Genomic DNA, 14,674 nt, shown 5'->3' on the forward strand with positions numbered 1-14,674 from the left:
AGCGTGACGGCCATCAAGTCACCGCCCCTCGCCACCACCCTCTTGAGGGACCCAGCCAGACCAGTACGATTTATCTCGACAGAAAAGGGACAAAAGCTAATATTCCCGAGCAGTTAGCGATGATTACCCCTCTTTGACCAGGTCCGCATCACCATGAAGACAAAGCTGATCACCCGCGAAGGCTATAACAAGCTGAAAGAAGAGCTCGATTTCCTCTGGCGTCAGGAGCGCCCCGAGGTCACCAAGAAGGTGGCATGGGCTGCCAGCCTGGGGGATCGCAGTGAAAATGCCGACTACCAGTACAACAAGAAGCGACTGCGGGAGATCGACCGGCGGGTACGCTACCTGCGTAAATGCCTCGAAGAGCTGGGGATCGTCGACTATGCCCCCGCACAGGAGGGCAAGGTGTTCTTCGGCGCCTGGGTCGAAGTGGAAAACGAAGAGGGCGAGACCAAACGTTTTCGCATCGTCGGCTATGACGAGATCTTCGAGCGCAAGGATTACATCTCCATCGACTCCCCCATGGCCCGCGCCCTGCTCAAGAAAGAGGTCGGGGACGAAGCCATCGTCCGTACGCCAGTGGGTGACGTCTGCTGGTATATCAACGAGATCAGCTACCCCAAATAGTCGGACTGCTGGCGGGCGGCTGCAACAGGCACATCCTGAGCAGCAGGTGCCAAGGCAAGATAAGCGCCCTCCCCTGCGGCCCCATCAATCTGCGTGACGGTGACCTCGGCGCAGGGTGGCATCCCGCTACACGACCCCATATAGTGCTCACACTTGGCGCCTGATGGCGCGGACTCGACCACAGAGGCCCTCAACAACATCATGATGCAAACCATAGAGAGACAGATTGCCGGTGAGCTCAATGCTCGCCCGGAGCAGGTGCAGGCCGCGGTACGCCTGCTGGATGAAGGCTCGACCGTGCCATTTATCGCCCGTTACCGTAAAGAGGTGACCGGCGGTCTGGACGACAGCCAACTGCGTACTCTGGAGAGCCGCCTCGGCTATCTGCGTGAGCTGGAAGATCGCCGTCAGGTGATCATTCGCTCCATCGAGGAGCAGGGCAAGCTGACCCCCGAGCTGGCCCGCGAATTGAACGGCGCCGACAGCAAGACCCGGCTGGAAGATCTCTACCTCCCCTACAAGCCCAAACGCCGCACCAAAGGGCAGATGGCGATCGAAGCCGGGCTGGAGCCGCTGGCCAACCTGCTGCTCAGCGACCCCATGCAGGATCCCGAGCAGGCGGCTGCCGCCTTCCTCAATGTCGAATTGGGCATTGCCGACAGCAAGGCCGCCCTCGACGGCGCCCGCTATATCCTGATGGAACGCTTCGCCGAGCAGGCCGACCTGCTGGAGAAGCTGCGCGACTACCTGTGGCAGAACGCCACCCTGCGCGCCCGCGTGGTGGCAGGCAAGGAGCAGGAAGGGGCCAAGTTCAAGGATTACTTCGAACACGACGAACCGCTGCACAAGGCCCCCTCTCACCGGGTACTGGCCATGCTGCGCGGCCGCAACGAGGGGATCCTCAATCTGGCGCTGATCACCGGTGACGATGAGAGTGCCAGCCCCTGCGAAGGGATCATTGCCCACCACCTCAAGCTCAATCTGCAGAACCGCCAGGCCGGCAAATGGCTGCAAGGGGTGGTGAGCTGGACCTGGAAGATCAAGCTGTCGCTGCAAATGGAGACCGAACTGATCGGTCGCATCCGCGAATCAGCCGAAGACGAGGCGATCAAGGTGTTCGCCATGAACCTCAAGGATCTGCTGATGGCGGCCCCGGCGGGCATGCGCTGCACCATGGGGCTGGATCCGGGCATCCGCACCGGGGTCAAGGTAGCCGTAGTGGATGCCACCGGCAAACTGGTCGATCACGCCACCATCTATCCGTTCGAACCGAAACGTCAGATTGATCAAAGCCTCAAGACCCTGAGCGAGCTGTGCCAGAAACACAAGGTCGAGCTCATCAGCATCGGCAACGGCACCGCCTCGCGGGAGACCGACCGACTGGTCAGCGATCTGTTCGAGCGCTACCCGGCCGCCAAGGCGCAGAAGATAGTAGTGAGCGAAGCAGGTGCCTCGGTCTACTCCGCCTCCGAGCTCGCCTCTCTGGAGTTCCCGGATCTCGACGTCTCGATCCGTGGCGCCGTCTCCATCGCCCGTCGCCTGCAAGACCCGCTGGCCGAGCTGGTCAAGATCGACCCCAAGAGCATCGGGGTGGGCCAGTATCAGCACGACGTCGGCCAGAGCCAGCTGGCCCGCCGACTGGATGCGGTGGTCGAGGATTGCGTAAACGCGGTCGGCGTGGATGTGAACACCGCCTCGGTCGCCCTGCTCAATCGAGTTTCCGGCCTATCCCAGACGCTGGCCCAGAACATCGTCGCCTACCGGGACGAGCACGGCGCCTTCAAGAGCCGTCAGCAGTTGCTGAAAGTGAGCCGACTAGGCCCCAAAGCGTTCGAACAGTGCGCTGGCTTTCTGCGCATCCGCGGCGGCAGCAATCCCCTCGACAGCTCGGCGGTACATCCGGAGTCCTATCCGGTGGTGGAGCGGATCCTCGCCAGGCTGGAACAGACTGTGGAGAGCCTGCTCGGCAACAGCAGCCTGCTGCGCAGCCTGAAACCGGCCGACTACACCGATGAGCAATTCGGCATGCCCACCGTCACCGACATCATCGGCGAGCTGGACAAGCCGGGCCGCGACCCGCGCCCCGAGTTCAAAACCGCGACCTTCAAGGACGGGGTGGAGAAGATCAGCGATCTGGTGCCCGAGATGGTGTTGGAAGGGGTGGTCACCAACGTCACCAACTTCGGCGCCTTCGTTGATATCGGTGTTCATCAGGATGGGCTGGTGCACATCTCCTCCCTGACCGACCGCTTCGTCAAGGATCCCCGCGAGGTGGTCAAGGCGGGCGACATTGTGCGGGTCAAGGTGCTGGAAGTGGACGCCCCGCGCAAGCGGATCAGCCTCACCATGCGCCTCGACGAAAAGGCAGGGCAACCCGCCCGCAAGCCGGCTGAAGCGCGCACCAGTAGCGCGGGCAACACCAAGCCAAGAAATGAGCCGCGGCAAAGCACCCCTATGGGTGGCGCCATGGGCAACGCCTTCGCGGCGGCGCTCTCCAAAGCGAAAAAGTAACGAAACCTTCCAGAAACCCTCTGAATGCAAAAAGCCCCGCAAGGGGCTTTTTTACACGCGAAGCTCAGGATTACTGGGCCAGGGCGGCAAGAATGCTCTCGGGCTCTCCATGCTGGGCCAGCACCTCCCGCAGTCGATTGAATGCCTTGCAAGCCTCTTGCGGATACTTGCCGTAAGAGACGACGCCGGTGTGGCTCCAGCCAGCCGCCAGCATGACTTTCTTCTTGAAATGGGTTCCTTCGGTTCCCCCTCCTCCGAGCTGCATCAGAAACTGCTCCATCTGCAGGTGGGGGGGCGGTACACGGGAGAAGGTGGTGAAATCTTCCGCTTTGACTTCATCGAAATGCATGACAGCTCCTGTGAAATTGGAATGGGCCTGATCTTCAGATTAGTTGCAAAACAGGTCACACAGCTGAAAGTTTGGTGAGGGTGATTCAGATATGCAGGCTGAGGGACTGGTTAGTGGCCGGGCTGACGGCCTGCTGATAGCGTCCGGCGATGACGCTGTTGCGCTTGTCCATATAGGCGCTCAGCACACCGCCCGATTTCGCGCTCTGCTCGGCCATCAGCTCTTTGCGCGCCTTGGCTTCACTCGCGGCGGCGCTGCGCGCGACGGCCAGATCCTGCGCGGAGGGCTCGGCAGGCGCCAGTGCCGCAGAGCGGATCTGCTGCATTTTGGCGATGGTGGCGGCAGGATCACCGGGTACGGCACTGGTATCGATCTGGACTTCGCCACCCGTCGCATAACGCTTGCCATCCGGCCCCTGCGTAAACTGATAGGTGGGCGAGCTGGCGTACTCACCCCCCGCTGACTGGTGGGCCTGCTCGTGGGTGCGCACCTCCTGATCACGCTCGGTCAGATCCTGAACCTGCTGCTCTTGCCGCTGTTGTTGCTCCTGCTGTTTGGGATCTTGCTGTTTGCGCTGACCATCCTCACCGGTTGCCGCGACAAAGCGATTGTCTGGCAATGTCGTCGGCGCCGGTTGCCCGGTTTCACGGCTGTTCTGGGAGGTCTGATTGCTGGAGGCCTGACCGGCTTTGGATTTCTCTTTCTGGGAGCCGACTTCGGATTCGGCACTTGAGGCTTGACCCTGTCGGGCCTGCGGGATCAGTTCTGCCCGGCGATTATCCGTCCTGGCCGCTTCCACCTGGGGTTGCAGCTGTGTCGGAATAAGGGGGGGCAGACTGACATTGATGTTCATCTCACACCCGGATGTCGATCAGGGTTCCCATCATATCGCTGGCGGTCTGCACTACCTTGGCGGAAGCGCCAGCCTGCTGCTCGGCCACCTTGAGATTGACAAGTTCATCGGTCACTTGCACCTGATCCCCGCTGGGGGTGTTGAGGCGGGCGATCTGACTGGATGCCTTGTCGGCAATCTGCTCGGCTCGCTGAAATCCCTGTACCCCGCTGTTGAAAGCAGAATCAATACGCATGGTGTTACTCCTCTGATCATAGCTTAATTATCCGCCAGACCAGAGGATTAATGAAGCTTGCCGGCTGTTTTTTAGCCAACAAAATCTCGAACGATTTCAATGAATTCGGCAGGGTGGGAGATAAAAGGTGCGTGTGAGGCCTTATTGAGGGTCACGCTGCGGCTGGCAGGGTAGAGATCATCCAGCAGGGGAATGGCGGCCTTGGGCACCAATGAATCCAGTCGGCCATAGATCCGCAACCAGGGCAGATCCAGCTCCCGCAGCGGTTCGCGCAGGTCAATGTCGGCCAATAGCGTCAGTCCGGCCTCGAGTGCGGCAAACTGAGGCGACGGGCGCTCGGCCAGCCAGTGGCGCAACTGGCGGATATCGTCCCGGGCATGTGCGCTGCCCATCGCCTGGATCGCCAGAAAACGCTCTATGGTCTGGCGAAAATCCCCAGCCAGCATCTGGTTGAAACCGATCAACACCTTGGGGGCGATCCCGGGCCACTCGTCGCGGGCCATGAAACAGGGGGAGCTGGCCACGGTGACGAGGGAGTGCAACCGCTCGGGATGAGTCAGCGCTAGCTGGCTTGCCACCAGACCACCGAGCGACCAGCCAAGCAGATGGCACTTCTCTGGCAACACGGTGGCGATCTGCTCCGCCAACCATGGCAGGCTATAATCGACGCCCTCGGCCAGCGGGCTGTTACCAAAGCCGGGCAAGTCCACCAGATGAACCCGATAGTGGGATGCCAATTGCTGGGCAATGCCATGCCAGACCGCACCATTCATCCCCCAACCGTGCAACAGCACCAGATCGGGCCCCTGGCCAAACTGCTCTACCGATATGCTCATCTAGACTCAAGATCCCTGTTCATGCTCTTGGGGTCAGCATGTTAAAGCGACTGCTCGCTAAAGCAAGCCCGCTGCTCGGCAGCCACGGCGACTGGCAAGGGAGCTGCCTGCTCTGTCATCAGCCTTGCGACCACGAGCCCCTGCTCTGCAGCTGGTGTCGGCAGGCGTTGCACCAGTCACAGCCAAGATGCCGCCTCTGCGCCGCACCGCTGGCTGACTATATAGAAGAGAGCATACCGGTCTGCGGCCGCTGCCAGCGCAGGCCTCCCCCCTGGGAGCGGTTACAGGTGATCGGTGACTACCAGGCCCCCTACCCCATGCTGATCCCCAGGCTCAAATATTCCGGCCAGATCCTGCTGGCACCGCTACTGGCACGCCTCTTGGCCGATCATCTGGATAGCCGCGAGCCGCCGGAGGCGATCATTCCGGTTCCCCTGCACTGGTGGCGGCAGTGGCGGCGCGGTTTCAATCAGGCGGAGGAGATCGCGCAAGCCCTTGGCGAACTCACCGGCATTCCCTGCGACAACACCCGGTTGCAGCGCATCAAGGCGACTCCGCAGCAAACAACCCTGAGTGCCGGGCAACGGCGGCGCAATCTGCGCGGGGCATTCCGGATCCGCCCCCACCACTATCGCCATGTCGCCCTGCTCGATGACGTCGTGACTACCGGCGCCACCGCCGGTCAGCTCAGCCGTCTGCTCCATGAGAGCGGCATCACAAAGGTGGAAGTGTGGGCAATCTGTCGAACCCTTCGGCACAGCAAGTAGCCATCGGCATGCTACCCAAGCATTAATAACCGCGTTATCATGAATACCCTAGTCGTACACTCAGGTTTATGAGGATAGTGATGATCAGCATTTCCGACGCCGCCCAGGCCCATTTCCGTAAACTGCTGGAAAAACAGCCTGATGGCACCAATATCCGGGTGTTTGTGGTCAATCCGGGAACCCAGAATGCCGAGTGTGGCGTATCGTATTGCCCGCCCGATGCCGTGGACCCGGAAGATCAACACCTGCCCTTCAGCGGCTTCGACTGCATGGTCGATCCCCTGAGCGCCCCCTTCCTGGTGGATGCCACCATCGATTTCGTGACCGATCAGATGGGCTCCCAGCTCACCCTGAAGGCACCGAACGCCAAAATGCGTAAAGTGGCCGACGACGCGCCGCTGATCGAGCGCATCGAGTACGTGTTGATGTCCGAAGTGAACCCCATGCTGGCCGGTCACGGTGGCAAGGTCACCCTGGTTGAGCTGACCGAGGACAAACTGGCCATTCTGCAGTTTGGCGGCGGTTGTAACGGTTGCTCCATGGTCGATTACACCCTGAAAGAGGGGATCGAGAAGCAGCTGCTGGAGAAGTTCCCGGGCGAGCTCAACGGCGTGAAAGATGCCACCGAGCACCAGCGCGGCGACCACTCCTACTACTGATTTGTTGCCCTTGCGGCGCAAAGAAAAGGCCCCGCCATCTGGCGGGGCCTTTTGCATGGGCAATCGGCAGATTACTCGTCCTTCTTGTCCCGCGACAGCAGGGCGATGGCCGCCTCTTTCGGGTTCTTACCCTCGTAGAGCACCTTGAAGATCTGCTCGCAGATGGGCATCTCGACGCCGCAGCGGGCCGCCAGCAGATGCACCTCTTTGGTGTTGCGATACCCCTCCACCACCTGACCGATCTCGGTCATGGCAGTGTTCACATCCTTGCCAGCCCCGAGGGCCAGCCCGAAGCGACGGTTGCGCGACTGGTTGTCGGTACAGGTGAGCACCAGATCCCCGAGCCCCGCCATCCCCATAAAGGTTTTGGCATCGGCACCGAGGGCTGCACCCAGACGCTGCATCTCCACCAGACCCCGAGTGATCAGCGCAGTTCTGGCATTGGCGCCAAACCCGAGCCCGTCGGAGAGACCGGCACCGATGGCGATGACGTTCTTCACCGCACCACCCAGCTGCAGACCGACGAAGTCCGGATTGGTATAGACCCGGAACGAGCGGCCACAGTGCAGCAGATGGGAGAGATCATCAGCGAACTCGTCGTGGGTCGAGGCGACCGAGATGGCGGTCGGCAGACCGGCAGCCAGCTCCTTGGCGAAGGTGGGGCCGGAGATCACCGCCAGCGGTATCTCGTCACCCAGCACGTCGCGGGCCACATCCTGCAGCAGACGGCCACTGTCCGGCTCCAGACCCTTGGTGGCCCAGGCGATACGGGTATCGGGGCGCAGGAAGGGCTTGATCCGGGTCAGTACATCACCAAATACATGGCTCGGCACGACCAGCAGCAGCACGGGGGCAGCTTGTACCGCACGTTGCAGATCCGCAGTCAGCTCCAGAGCGACAGGAAAAGGGACATCAGGCAAAAATGCCTTGTTGCAGCGGTCTTGTTCCAGCTCGGCAACATGAGCGGGGTCGTGACCCCACAGCAGGGTCGGATGACCGTTGCGCGCTAGAGAAATGGCAAGGGCGGAGCCATAAGACCCCGCCCCCAAGACCGAGATAGCGATCTGGTCAGCCATTATCAGGCTTCCGCAGTCGCCTGCTGGGCCTGTGCTTGCGCCATGTGCTGGGCAAACAGGGCATCGAAGTTGACCGGTGCCAGGTTCAGCTGCGGGAAGGAACCCTTGCTCACCAGGTTGGACACCGCTTCGCGGGCATACGGGAACAGGATGTTCGGGCAGAAAGCAGCCAGGCAGTGAGCCAGTTGCGGCTCCGGCAGGTTACCGATGGTGAAGATACCGGCTTGCTGTACTTCGCACAGGAAGGCAGTTTCGGTTTCCAGTTTGCAGGTCACGGTCAGGGTCAGCACAACCTCGTACACGTTGTCAGCCAGGATGTTGGTCTTGGTATCCATATCCAGCTTGACGTCCGGCTGCCACTCTTTCTGGAAGATGTGCGGGGTGTTCGGCGCTTCGAAAGAGACATCCTTGGTGTAAACACGCTGGATGTGGAATTCCGGTTGTACTTCCTGGTTGTTGATCTCGTCAGCCATTTCGTTTGATTCCTTGTTATATGGATAAGTGGGCTCAGGCCCTGCTTAAATCAGCGTTTCTTGGTTACCGGCAGATTTTCTGCACGCCATTGGGCCATGCCACCGCCGAGCACATAAACCTGCTTGAAGCCAGCTTTGCTCAGCTGACGGCCCGCGCCGCCCGCAGTCATTCCCGACTCGCACACCACTATGATGGGGGCATCTTTATGCTTTTCAACCGGGCCCAGATTATTGCTCTGGATCTGGGTCAGCGGCAGGTGCTGGGCACCGGCCAGATGGCCCTTGGCGAACTCTTCCTGACTGCGAATATCCACCACGGTGGCGTTCTCGCGGTTGATCAGCAGGGTCGCGGTGTGATTGTTGACGGTTTTTACCGGAGACAAACGGGCACGCACAGTGGTGTAAACCAGGGTGCCAGCCAGACCCAACCAGGCTGCTGTCAGCAGCGGGTTACGGGCCGCAAAATCCAAATACTCTTGCATCTTCTACTATCCAGGGACCAAGACAAGGGCCCGAGTATACATGGGGGTATTGATAAGATCAGCCATCTTGGCGGCAAAGCGCGAGCAGGCTCCCATCATCAACGGGCAGCGAGCATGGCAGGAAGGGCGTGGCTTGCGGGGCAACGGGAGCGCCCCTTGGCTATCAGGTGACTATTTCGGCAGATGTAGTAATATTACGCTAGTTTCATTTCCCGCATTTTTTCCAATCCGAGAGGACATAGTCTTATGTCAACAGCTAAGAAACCTTTGGTTCTGGTCATCATGGACGGTTGGGGCTACAGCACCAAGCAAGAGCACAACGCCGTCGCTGCCGCCAAGACTCCCAACCTCGATCGTCTGGCCCGTGACTACACCAGCACCCTGATCTCCGGCTCCGGTCTGGACGTCGGTCTGCCTGATGGCCAGATGGGCAACTCCGAAGTGGGTCACGTCAACATCGGTGCCGGTCGCATCGTCTATCAGGAGCTGACCCGCATCTCCAAAGACATCAAGGATGGCGACTTCTTCCAGAACGTCGAGCTGGCCAAGGCTGTTGACGCTGCCGTCACCAACGGCAAAGCCGTGCACATCATGGGTCTGATGTCCCCGGGTGGCGTACACAGCCACGAAGAGCACATCATGGGCATGATCGAGATGGCCGCCAAGCGTGGCGCCGAGAAGATCTACCTGCACGCCTTCCTGGATGGTCGTGACGTTCCGCCGCGCTCCGCCCAGTCCTCCATCGAGCTGTTCGACGCCCTGTTCGCCAAGCTGGGCAAGGGGCGTTTCGCCTCCATGATCGGCCGTTACTTCGCCATGGACCGTGACAACCGCTGGGATCGCGTGCAGCAAGCCTATGACCTGATGACTCAGGGCAAGGGCGAGTTCACCGCCGAGAGCGCCACCGAAGCACTGGCTGCCGCCTATGCCCGCGACGAGAACGACGAGTTCGTCAAAGCGACCCGCATCGGCGAAGCTGCACCGATGGAAGATGGCGATGCGCTGATTTTCATGAACTTCCGTGCCGACCGTGCCCGTGAAATCACCCGCGCCTTCGTTGACGCCGACTTCACCGGTTTCGCCCGTGCCGCCACCCCGGCGCTGAACTTCGTGATGCTGACCGAATACGCGGCCGACATCAAAACCGCCTGTGCCTACCCGCCGACCGCTCTGGTCAACACCCTGGGTGAGTGGCTGGCCAAGCAGGGCAAGACCCAGCTGCGCATCTCCGAAACCGAGAAGTACGCTCACGTCACCTTCTTCTTCAACGGTGGCGAAGAGTCCTGCTTCGCTGGCGAAGATCGCGAGATCGTGGCCAGCCCGAAAGTGGCGACCTACGACCTGCAGCCGGAAATGAGCTCCGAAGAGCTGACCGACAAGCTGGTTGCGGCCATCAAGAGCGGCAAGTACGACGTCATCATCTGTAACTACCCGAATGGCGACATGGTTGGTCACACCGGTGTGTTCGATGCCGCCGTCAAAGCCTGTGAAGCCGTTGACCACTGCGTGGGTCGTGTCACCGAGGCGCTGGCCGAAGTGGGTGGCGAATGCCTGATCACTGCCGACCACGGCAACGCCGAGAAGATGCTGGACGAAGAGACTGGTCAGGCCCACACCGCCCACACCAATCTGCCGGTTCCGCTCATCTATGTCGGTCGCAAAGCCGAGGTTGCTGAAGGTGGCAAACTGTCCGATCTGGCCCCCACCATGCTGACCCTGATGGGTCTGCCGGTGCCGCCGGAAATGACTGGCAAGCCCCTGATGATTCTGAAATAATCCTTCCCCATGCGGGGATGCGAAGTTATTTCACAGAAAACCAGTCGCGTCGGCCTGTTGGCCGGCGCGCTGTTTTTTTGCCTGTCGTTTGGCGCCACCCCGGCCGTTGCCGCCAATCAGCAGCTGGGCACCATGCAGTCCCAGATCAAAGAGCAACAGAAGACCATCAAGCTCAGCAAGCAGGAGCTTGCCAAGCTCAATACCCAGCTCAAGGCTGACGAGCAGGCCATCTCGGCCGCCGCCGCCAAACTCAACCAGACCAGGCAGCAGTTGAAGCAGAACCAGCAGAAGCTGGCGACCCTGCAAAAAGACAAGCTGGCGCTGGAAGTTCAAGCCAAACATCAAAAGCAGTTGCTGGCCAAGCAGGCGGAAAGCGCCTTTCAGGCGGGCAACCACGACTACCTCAAACTGCTGCTCAATCAGCAGGATCCGGCCAAACTGAGCCGCTCACTCGACTACTACGACTACCTCAACAAGGCCCGCATCGAGGCCATCGACGCCCTGCGCGCCACCCGCGACAAGCTGGCGAAAAACCAGCTGGCCACCAAAGAGACCGAAACCAGACTGCAGACCCTGCTTGCCGAACAGCAGGAGCATCACCAGACCCTGCTGGCCAGCCAGCAGAGCCGGGCCAAGGTGCGCAACCAGTTGCAACAGTCGGTACAGGATGACGAGCAGAAGCTCACCAAGCTGGTCAAGGCGGAAAAAGCGCTGAAAGCCCGGCTGGAAGAGCTGCGCCGCAAGCGGGAAGAGCAGGAGCGCCGTGAACGGGCCGAGCGGGAGCGGCTGGCCAAGCTGAAAGCGGAGCAGGAGCGTCAGCGCAAGCTGGCCGAGCAACGCCGCGCCGAGCAGCAACGACTCGCCGCCCAGCAGAACAAAACCGTCAAACCGGCGGAACCGGTTGAAGAGGTAGCCAGCACCAAACCGGAGCGTGGCTCGGGCATTGGCACTGCCGGCCACTACAGCGGCCTCAAGACCAATGGCAGCCTGCGCTGGCCGGTACAGGGGCCGATCCTCATCTCCTACGGTTCACCACGCACCGCCCAGCTCAAGTGGAAAGGCACCCTGATCGGCGCCAGCGAAGGGACCCAGGTCAAGGCTGTCGCGCCGGGACAAGTGGTCTACGCCGACTGGCTCGACGGTTTCGGCATGCTGCTGGTAATCGACCACGGTAAGGGCTACATGAGCCTCTACGGTCACAATCAGTCGCTGCTGCGTCAGGTTGGCCAGAATGTGGAGCAGGGTGAACCGGTGGCACTAGTCGGTGACAGTGGCGGTCAGGACAGACCGGGCCTCTACTTCGAAATCCGCTATCAGGGCGAGGCGATCAACCCGACCAAATGGCTGGCCAAGGGTTGAGTTAACCCGACCGACAAGCGCGTCACACGCTCACGACAAAAGCCTGCATCACGCAGGTTTTTGTCGTTTCAGGAGCACCGCCATCCACTGTCGCGCCCATTTGATGAAAAATTACCTAATTTTTTCGCTCGGCTCAGGGGAACACAACCAGACCGATCTGCTCCAGCAATGTCTGTTGCTGATCCTCGTTGATCTGCACCCCCTGCAGATCGACCCGACGCAGATCTAGCCCCGGCAGATCGCACTGGCGCAGATCGCAGCCCTGCAGCTTGAAGCTGGTCCAGTCGATCTGGCCAAACTCGGAGCCGCTGAGGTCGGAGCCCGCCAGCGAGGCACCGAACAGGTTGGCCCCCTGCCAGCGGTTTTCGGTCAGCTCGCACTTTTCCAGCAGACACCCCTCGAAACTGGCGTAGCTGAAGTTGTTGCCGGTCAGATGGGCATCGCAGAAGTAGCTTTTGGCGGTGATCTGGTTGGCGAAGCTGGCGTGGCCGAAGTTGATGCCGACCGCCTGACAGTTGCGCATCTCCAGTCCCAGACACTGGCTGCGGCTGCAATCGGCCATGGTGAGATCGCAGCGCAGGAAGCTGGCCTCGCGCAGATCGCAACCCTGCAACAGGCAGCCCCGCTCACTCTCCCGATCGTAGAAGCTGCAATCGATGAAGCGGCTATCGCCCAGATCCAGCCAAGAGAAGTTGCAGCCGATAAAGCGGCACTCCGAGAACTGCTCCCCCTCCACATCCTGTTGCTCGAACCGGACATCCACGAACTGCTTGCCTCTGATCATCGGAAAACTCCTGCAAAAACGGCTTCATATGCTGACTTTATCTGCCGAAAACGGTAATGTTACATGTAACATCCACCCTGGACACCCCTATGAGCCCCACCCGCAAGCGCCGCCCCACCCTGCAAGATATCGCCGACCAGACCGGCGTGACCAAGATGACTGTCAGCCGCTATCTGCGCGACCCGCAGACCGTGGCGGAGGGGACCCGCGAGCGGATCGCGGCGGCGGTGGAAGAGCTGGGCTATATCCCCAACCGGGCGCCGGACATTCTCTCCAACGCGACCAGCAAGGCGATCGGCATCCTGATCCCCTCCCTCTCCAACCAGGTCTTCTCGGCGGTGATCCACGGCATCGAGTCGGTGACCCGACCGGCCGGTTACCAGACCCTGCTGGCCCACTACGGCTACAGTCCAGAGCGGGAGGAGGAGCAGGTCGCGTCCCTGCTCTCCTACCATGTGGACGGGCTGATCCTCTCCGACAGCCAGCACACCGAGCGCACCCGCAAGATGATCGCCACCGCCGGCATTCCGGTGGTAGAGACCATGGATCTGTCTGATACCCCAATCGACATGGTGGTCGGCATGGATCATAGCGCCGCTGCCCGGGCCATGGTAACAGAGATGCTGCGCCGAGGCCGACGCAAGGTGGTCTATCTGGGGGCGCGGCTCGACGTGCGTACCCAGTTGCGGATGGAGGGCTATTATCAGGCGATGACCGACTTCGGCCTCACCGGCCAGCATCTGCTGACCGAGCAATCCTCCAGTTTCACCCTGGGGGGCGAGTTGCTGGATCAGGCGCTGGTGCGCTATCCCGACCTCGACGGCCTGTTCTGCACCAACGATGATCTGGCGGTGGGCGCCCTGCTGCAATGTCAGGCCAAGTGGATTCCGGTGCCCCAGCAGATCGCCATCGCCGGCTGCAACGCCCTCGACATCGGCCACGCCATGACCCCCAAGCTGGCCAGTATCGCCACCCCGCGGGAAGCGATCGGCCGGGAGGCGGCCACCATGCTGCTGGCGCGTCTTAATGGCCATCCCTTGCCAGAGACCCGCAAAGACATCGGTTTTTCTCTCTATGAAGGGGAAAGCCTCGGGTGATAGCCCACAACAACGGATCGGGTAGGGTCGATTAGCGCAGCGTAATCGGCCGCGCGAAGATATTTGGCCCCACCGAGGGAGAAATGAAAAACCAGACAGGCCACCCGAGGGTGGCCTGTCTGGTTTTTCTGCACAACTGACGCTTAGCGTTTAACCATTTCAACCGCTTCACGGGAGAGGCGAGTCACCTCTTCCCAGTTGCCGCTCTTGACCGCATCGGCCGGCAGCATCCAGGAGCCGCCGACGGTGGCCACGCACTTGAGCGCCAGATAGTCGGCCACATTTTTCGGGCCGATACCGCCGGTCGGGCAGAACTTCACCTGGGGCAGCGGCGCGGCAATGGCGGAGAGCGCCTTGGTGCCGCCGTTCGCTTCGGCCGGGAAGAACTTCAGGTGGTCGTAGCCCGCTTCCAGCGCCTGCATCACCTCGGACGGGGTCGCCACGCCCGGGATCAGCGGCGCCGTGCTCTTGGCCGCGTGGGCCAGCAGGGCCGGCGTCATCCCCGGGGAGATGACGAAGCGGGCACCGGCGGCGACGGCTGCGTCAAACTGCGCGCAGTTGAGCACAGTCCCGGCACCGACCATGGCATCCGGCATCGCCTTGGCGATGAGGGCGATGGCATCGAGCGCCACCGGGGTGCGCAGGGTGATTTCGAAGACGGAGATGCCGCCGTCGAGCAGCGCCTTGGCCATCGGCAGGGCCTGATCCAGCTCGTTGATAACCATCACGGGTACCAGCGGGGAGGCGGCAAACACCTCGGCCGGAGTCACTTTCCAGTTCTGCATAGCTC

Annotated in this window: 16 protein-coding genes; 7 read left to right on the plus strand and 9 right to left on the minus strand. The window is 61.1% G+C overall.

Going from position 1 to position 14,674, the window contains the following annotated elements:
* Window positions 1-153 precede the first annotated feature (153 nt).
* Window positions 154-627 (plus strand): transcription elongation factor GreB, encoded by a 474-nt coding sequence (greB, locus tag BSP75_RS14975; protein ID WP_005342682.1) that lies wholly within the window; start codon window positions 154-156, stop codon window positions 625-627.
* A gap of 201 nt (window positions 628-828) precedes the next feature.
* Window positions 829-3,138 (plus strand): Tex family protein, encoded by a 2,310-nt coding sequence (locus BSP75_RS14985; protein ID WP_075113713.1) that lies wholly within the window; start codon window positions 829-831, stop codon window positions 3,136-3,138.
* A gap of 70 nt (window positions 3,139-3,208) precedes the next feature.
* Here BSP75_RS14985 and BSP75_RS14990 read toward each other — a convergent pair whose 3' ends face one another.
* The 4 genes from BSP75_RS14990 to bioH form a co-directional block, all read right to left on the minus strand.
* Entirely contained in the window at window positions 3,209-3,487 is a 279-nt protein-coding gene (locus BSP75_RS14990) for a hypothetical protein (protein WP_042059175.1), read from the minus strand.
* Between the two features lie 85 nt (window positions 3,488-3,572).
* Window positions 3,573-4,340 carry a putative metalloprotease CJM1_0395 family protein gene (locus BSP75_RS14995; protein ID WP_075113714.1) on the minus strand — a complete coding sequence of 256 codons (768 nt, stop codon included), beginning with the start codon at window positions 4,338-4,340 and terminating at the stop codon, window positions 3,573-3,575.
* A 1-nt stretch (window position 4,341) separates the two neighbouring features.
* Complete coding sequence (locus tag BSP75_RS15000) at window positions 4,342-4,575, minus strand: flagellar basal body rod C-terminal domain-containing protein (protein WP_075113715.1); 234 nt, start codon at window positions 4,573-4,575, stop codon at window positions 4,342-4,344.
* Between the two features lie 71 nt (window positions 4,576-4,646).
* The gene (gene bioH / locus BSP75_RS15005) at window positions 4,647-5,411 is read right to left on the minus strand and encodes a pimeloyl-ACP methyl ester esterase BioH (protein ID WP_075113716.1); all 765 of its coding nucleotides are present in this window, start codon (window positions 5,409-5,411) and stop codon (window positions 4,647-4,649) included.
* 38 nt (window positions 5,412-5,449) lie between these two features.
* On the opposite strand from bioH, the gene BSP75_RS15010 reads away from it, so the two are divergent.
* Window positions 5,450-6,178, plus strand: coding sequence for a ComF family protein (locus BSP75_RS15010; protein ID WP_075113717.1), 729 nt, complete (start codon window positions 5,450-5,452; stop codon window positions 6,176-6,178).
* 80 nt (window positions 6,179-6,258) lie between these two features.
* Complete coding sequence (gene nfuA / locus BSP75_RS15015) at window positions 6,259-6,837, plus strand: Fe-S biogenesis protein NfuA (RefSeq protein ID WP_005340636.1); 579 nt, start codon at window positions 6,259-6,261, stop codon at window positions 6,835-6,837.
* A 71-nt stretch (window positions 6,838-6,908) separates the two neighbouring features.
* On the opposite strand, the gene gpsA is transcribed toward nfuA, so the two are convergent.
* Genes gpsA through BSP75_RS15030 form a run of 3 tightly spaced genes read right to left on the minus strand, consistent with a single transcriptional unit; the run spans window position 6,909 to window position 8,868 of the window.
* A complete protein-coding gene (gene gpsA / locus BSP75_RS15020) occupies window positions 6,909-7,913 on the minus strand; it encodes an NAD(P)H-dependent glycerol-3-phosphate dehydrogenase (RefSeq protein ID WP_075113718.1) in 1,005 nt (334 codons plus the stop codon).
* 2 nt (window positions 7,914-7,915) lie between these two features.
* Complete coding sequence (gene secB, locus BSP75_RS15025) at window positions 7,916-8,386, minus strand: protein-export chaperone SecB (RefSeq protein ID WP_042059186.1); 471 nt, start codon at window positions 8,384-8,386, stop codon at window positions 7,916-7,918.
* A gap of 50 nt (window positions 8,387-8,436) precedes the next feature.
* Window positions 8,437-8,868 (minus strand): rhodanese-like domain-containing protein, encoded by a 432-nt coding sequence (locus tag BSP75_RS15030; protein WP_042059188.1) that lies wholly within the window; start codon window positions 8,866-8,868, stop codon window positions 8,437-8,439.
* Window positions 8,869-9,114: 246 nt separating this feature from the next.
* Here BSP75_RS15030 and gpmM point away from each other — a divergent pair, with 246 nt between their 5' ends.
* Together gpmM and envC are read left to right on the plus strand one after the other, a co-directional pair.
* Window positions 9,115-10,644 (plus strand): 2,3-bisphosphoglycerate-independent phosphoglycerate mutase, encoded by a 1,530-nt coding sequence (gene gpmM, locus BSP75_RS15035; protein WP_075113719.1) that lies wholly within the window; start codon window positions 9,115-9,117, stop codon window positions 10,642-10,644.
* A gap of 9 nt (window positions 10,645-10,653) precedes the next feature.
* Window positions 10,654-12,003: a murein hydrolase activator EnvC gene (gene envC, locus BSP75_RS15040; protein WP_075113720.1), complete on the plus strand. Its 1,350-nt coding sequence runs from the start codon at window positions 10,654-10,656 to the stop codon at window positions 12,001-12,003.
* Between the two features lie 133 nt (window positions 12,004-12,136).
* Here the strand turns inward: envC and BSP75_RS15045 are convergent, their stop codons facing one another.
* Window positions 12,137-12,787 (minus strand): Qnr family pentapeptide repeat protein, encoded by a 651-nt coding sequence (locus BSP75_RS15045; RefSeq protein ID WP_075113721.1) that lies wholly within the window; start codon window positions 12,785-12,787, stop codon window positions 12,137-12,139.
* Between the two features lie 89 nt (window positions 12,788-12,876).
* Here BSP75_RS15045 and BSP75_RS15050 point away from each other — a divergent pair, with 89 nt between their 5' ends.
* Entirely contained in the window at window positions 12,877-13,884 is a 1,008-nt protein-coding gene (locus BSP75_RS15050) for a substrate-binding domain-containing protein (protein WP_058052479.1), read from the plus strand.
* A 143-nt stretch (window positions 13,885-14,027) separates the two neighbouring features.
* On the opposite strand, the gene BSP75_RS15055 is transcribed toward BSP75_RS15050, so the two are convergent.
* Entirely contained in the window at window positions 14,028-14,669 is a 642-nt protein-coding gene (locus tag BSP75_RS15055) for a bifunctional 4-hydroxy-2-oxoglutarate aldolase/2-dehydro-3-deoxy-phosphogluconate aldolase (RefSeq protein ID WP_033138821.1), read from the minus strand.
* Window positions 14,670-14,674: the final 5 nt, after the last annotated feature.

The organism is Aeromonas sp. YN13HZO-058, from assembly GCF_001921245.1.
GTDB classification, from domain to species: domain Bacteria; phylum Pseudomonadota; class Gammaproteobacteria; order Enterobacterales; family Aeromonadaceae; genus Aeromonas; species Aeromonas allosaccharophila.

Excerpts from the sequence above, each read along its gene's own strand:
- greB (WP_005342682.1), top strand. The coding sequence starts at position 154 with ATGAAGACAAAGCTGATCACCCGCGAAGGCTATAACAAGCTGAAAGAA.
- BSP75_RS15055 (WP_033138821.1), bottom strand. The coding sequence starts at position 14,669 with ATGCAGAACTGGAAAGTGACTCCGGCCGAGGTGTTTGCCGCCTCCCCG.
- bioH (WP_075113716.1), bottom strand. The coding sequence starts at position 5,411 with ATGAGCATATCGGTAGAGCAGTTTGGCCAGGGGCCCGATCTGGTGCTG.
- envC (WP_075113720.1), top strand. The coding sequence starts at position 10,654 with ATGCGGGGATGCGAAGTTATTTCACAGAAAACCAGTCGCGTCGGCCTG.
- BSP75_RS14985 (WP_075113713.1), top strand. The coding sequence starts at position 829 with ATGATGCAAACCATAGAGAGACAGATTGCCGGTGAGCTCAATGCTCGC.
- secB (WP_042059186.1), bottom strand. The coding sequence starts at position 8,386 with ATGGCTGACGAGATCAACAACCAGGAAGTACAACCGGAATTCCACATC.
- BSP75_RS15050 (WP_058052479.1), top strand. The coding sequence starts at position 12,877 with ATGAGCCCCACCCGCAAGCGCCGCCCCACCCTGCAAGATATCGCCGAC.
- BSP75_RS14995 (WP_075113714.1), bottom strand. The coding sequence starts at position 4,340 with ATGAACATCAATGTCAGTCTGCCCCCCCTTATTCCGACACAGCTGCAA.
- gpmM (WP_075113719.1), top strand. The coding sequence starts at position 9,115 with ATGTCAACAGCTAAGAAACCTTTGGTTCTGGTCATCATGGACGGTTGG.
- BSP75_RS15000 (WP_075113715.1), bottom strand. The coding sequence starts at position 4,575 with ATGCGTATTGATTCTGCTTTCAACAGCGGGGTACAGGGATTTCAGCGA.
- BSP75_RS15045 (WP_075113721.1), bottom strand. The coding sequence starts at position 12,787 with ATGATCAGAGGCAAGCAGTTCGTGGATGTCCGGTTCGAGCAACAGGAT.
- BSP75_RS15030 (WP_042059188.1), bottom strand. The coding sequence starts at position 8,868 with ATGCAAGAGTATTTGGATTTTGCGGCCCGTAACCCGCTGCTGACAGCA.
- BSP75_RS14990 (WP_042059175.1), bottom strand. The coding sequence starts at position 3,487 with ATGCATTTCGATGAAGTCAAAGCGGAAGATTTCACCACCTTCTCCCGT.
- gpsA (WP_075113718.1), bottom strand. The coding sequence starts at position 7,913 with ATGGCTGACCAGATCGCTATCTCGGTCTTGGGGGCGGGGTCTTATGGC.
- BSP75_RS15010 (WP_075113717.1), top strand. The coding sequence starts at position 5,450 with ATGTTAAAGCGACTGCTCGCTAAAGCAAGCCCGCTGCTCGGCAGCCAC.
- nfuA (WP_005340636.1), top strand. The coding sequence starts at position 6,259 with ATGATCAGCATTTCCGACGCCGCCCAGGCCCATTTCCGTAAACTGCTG.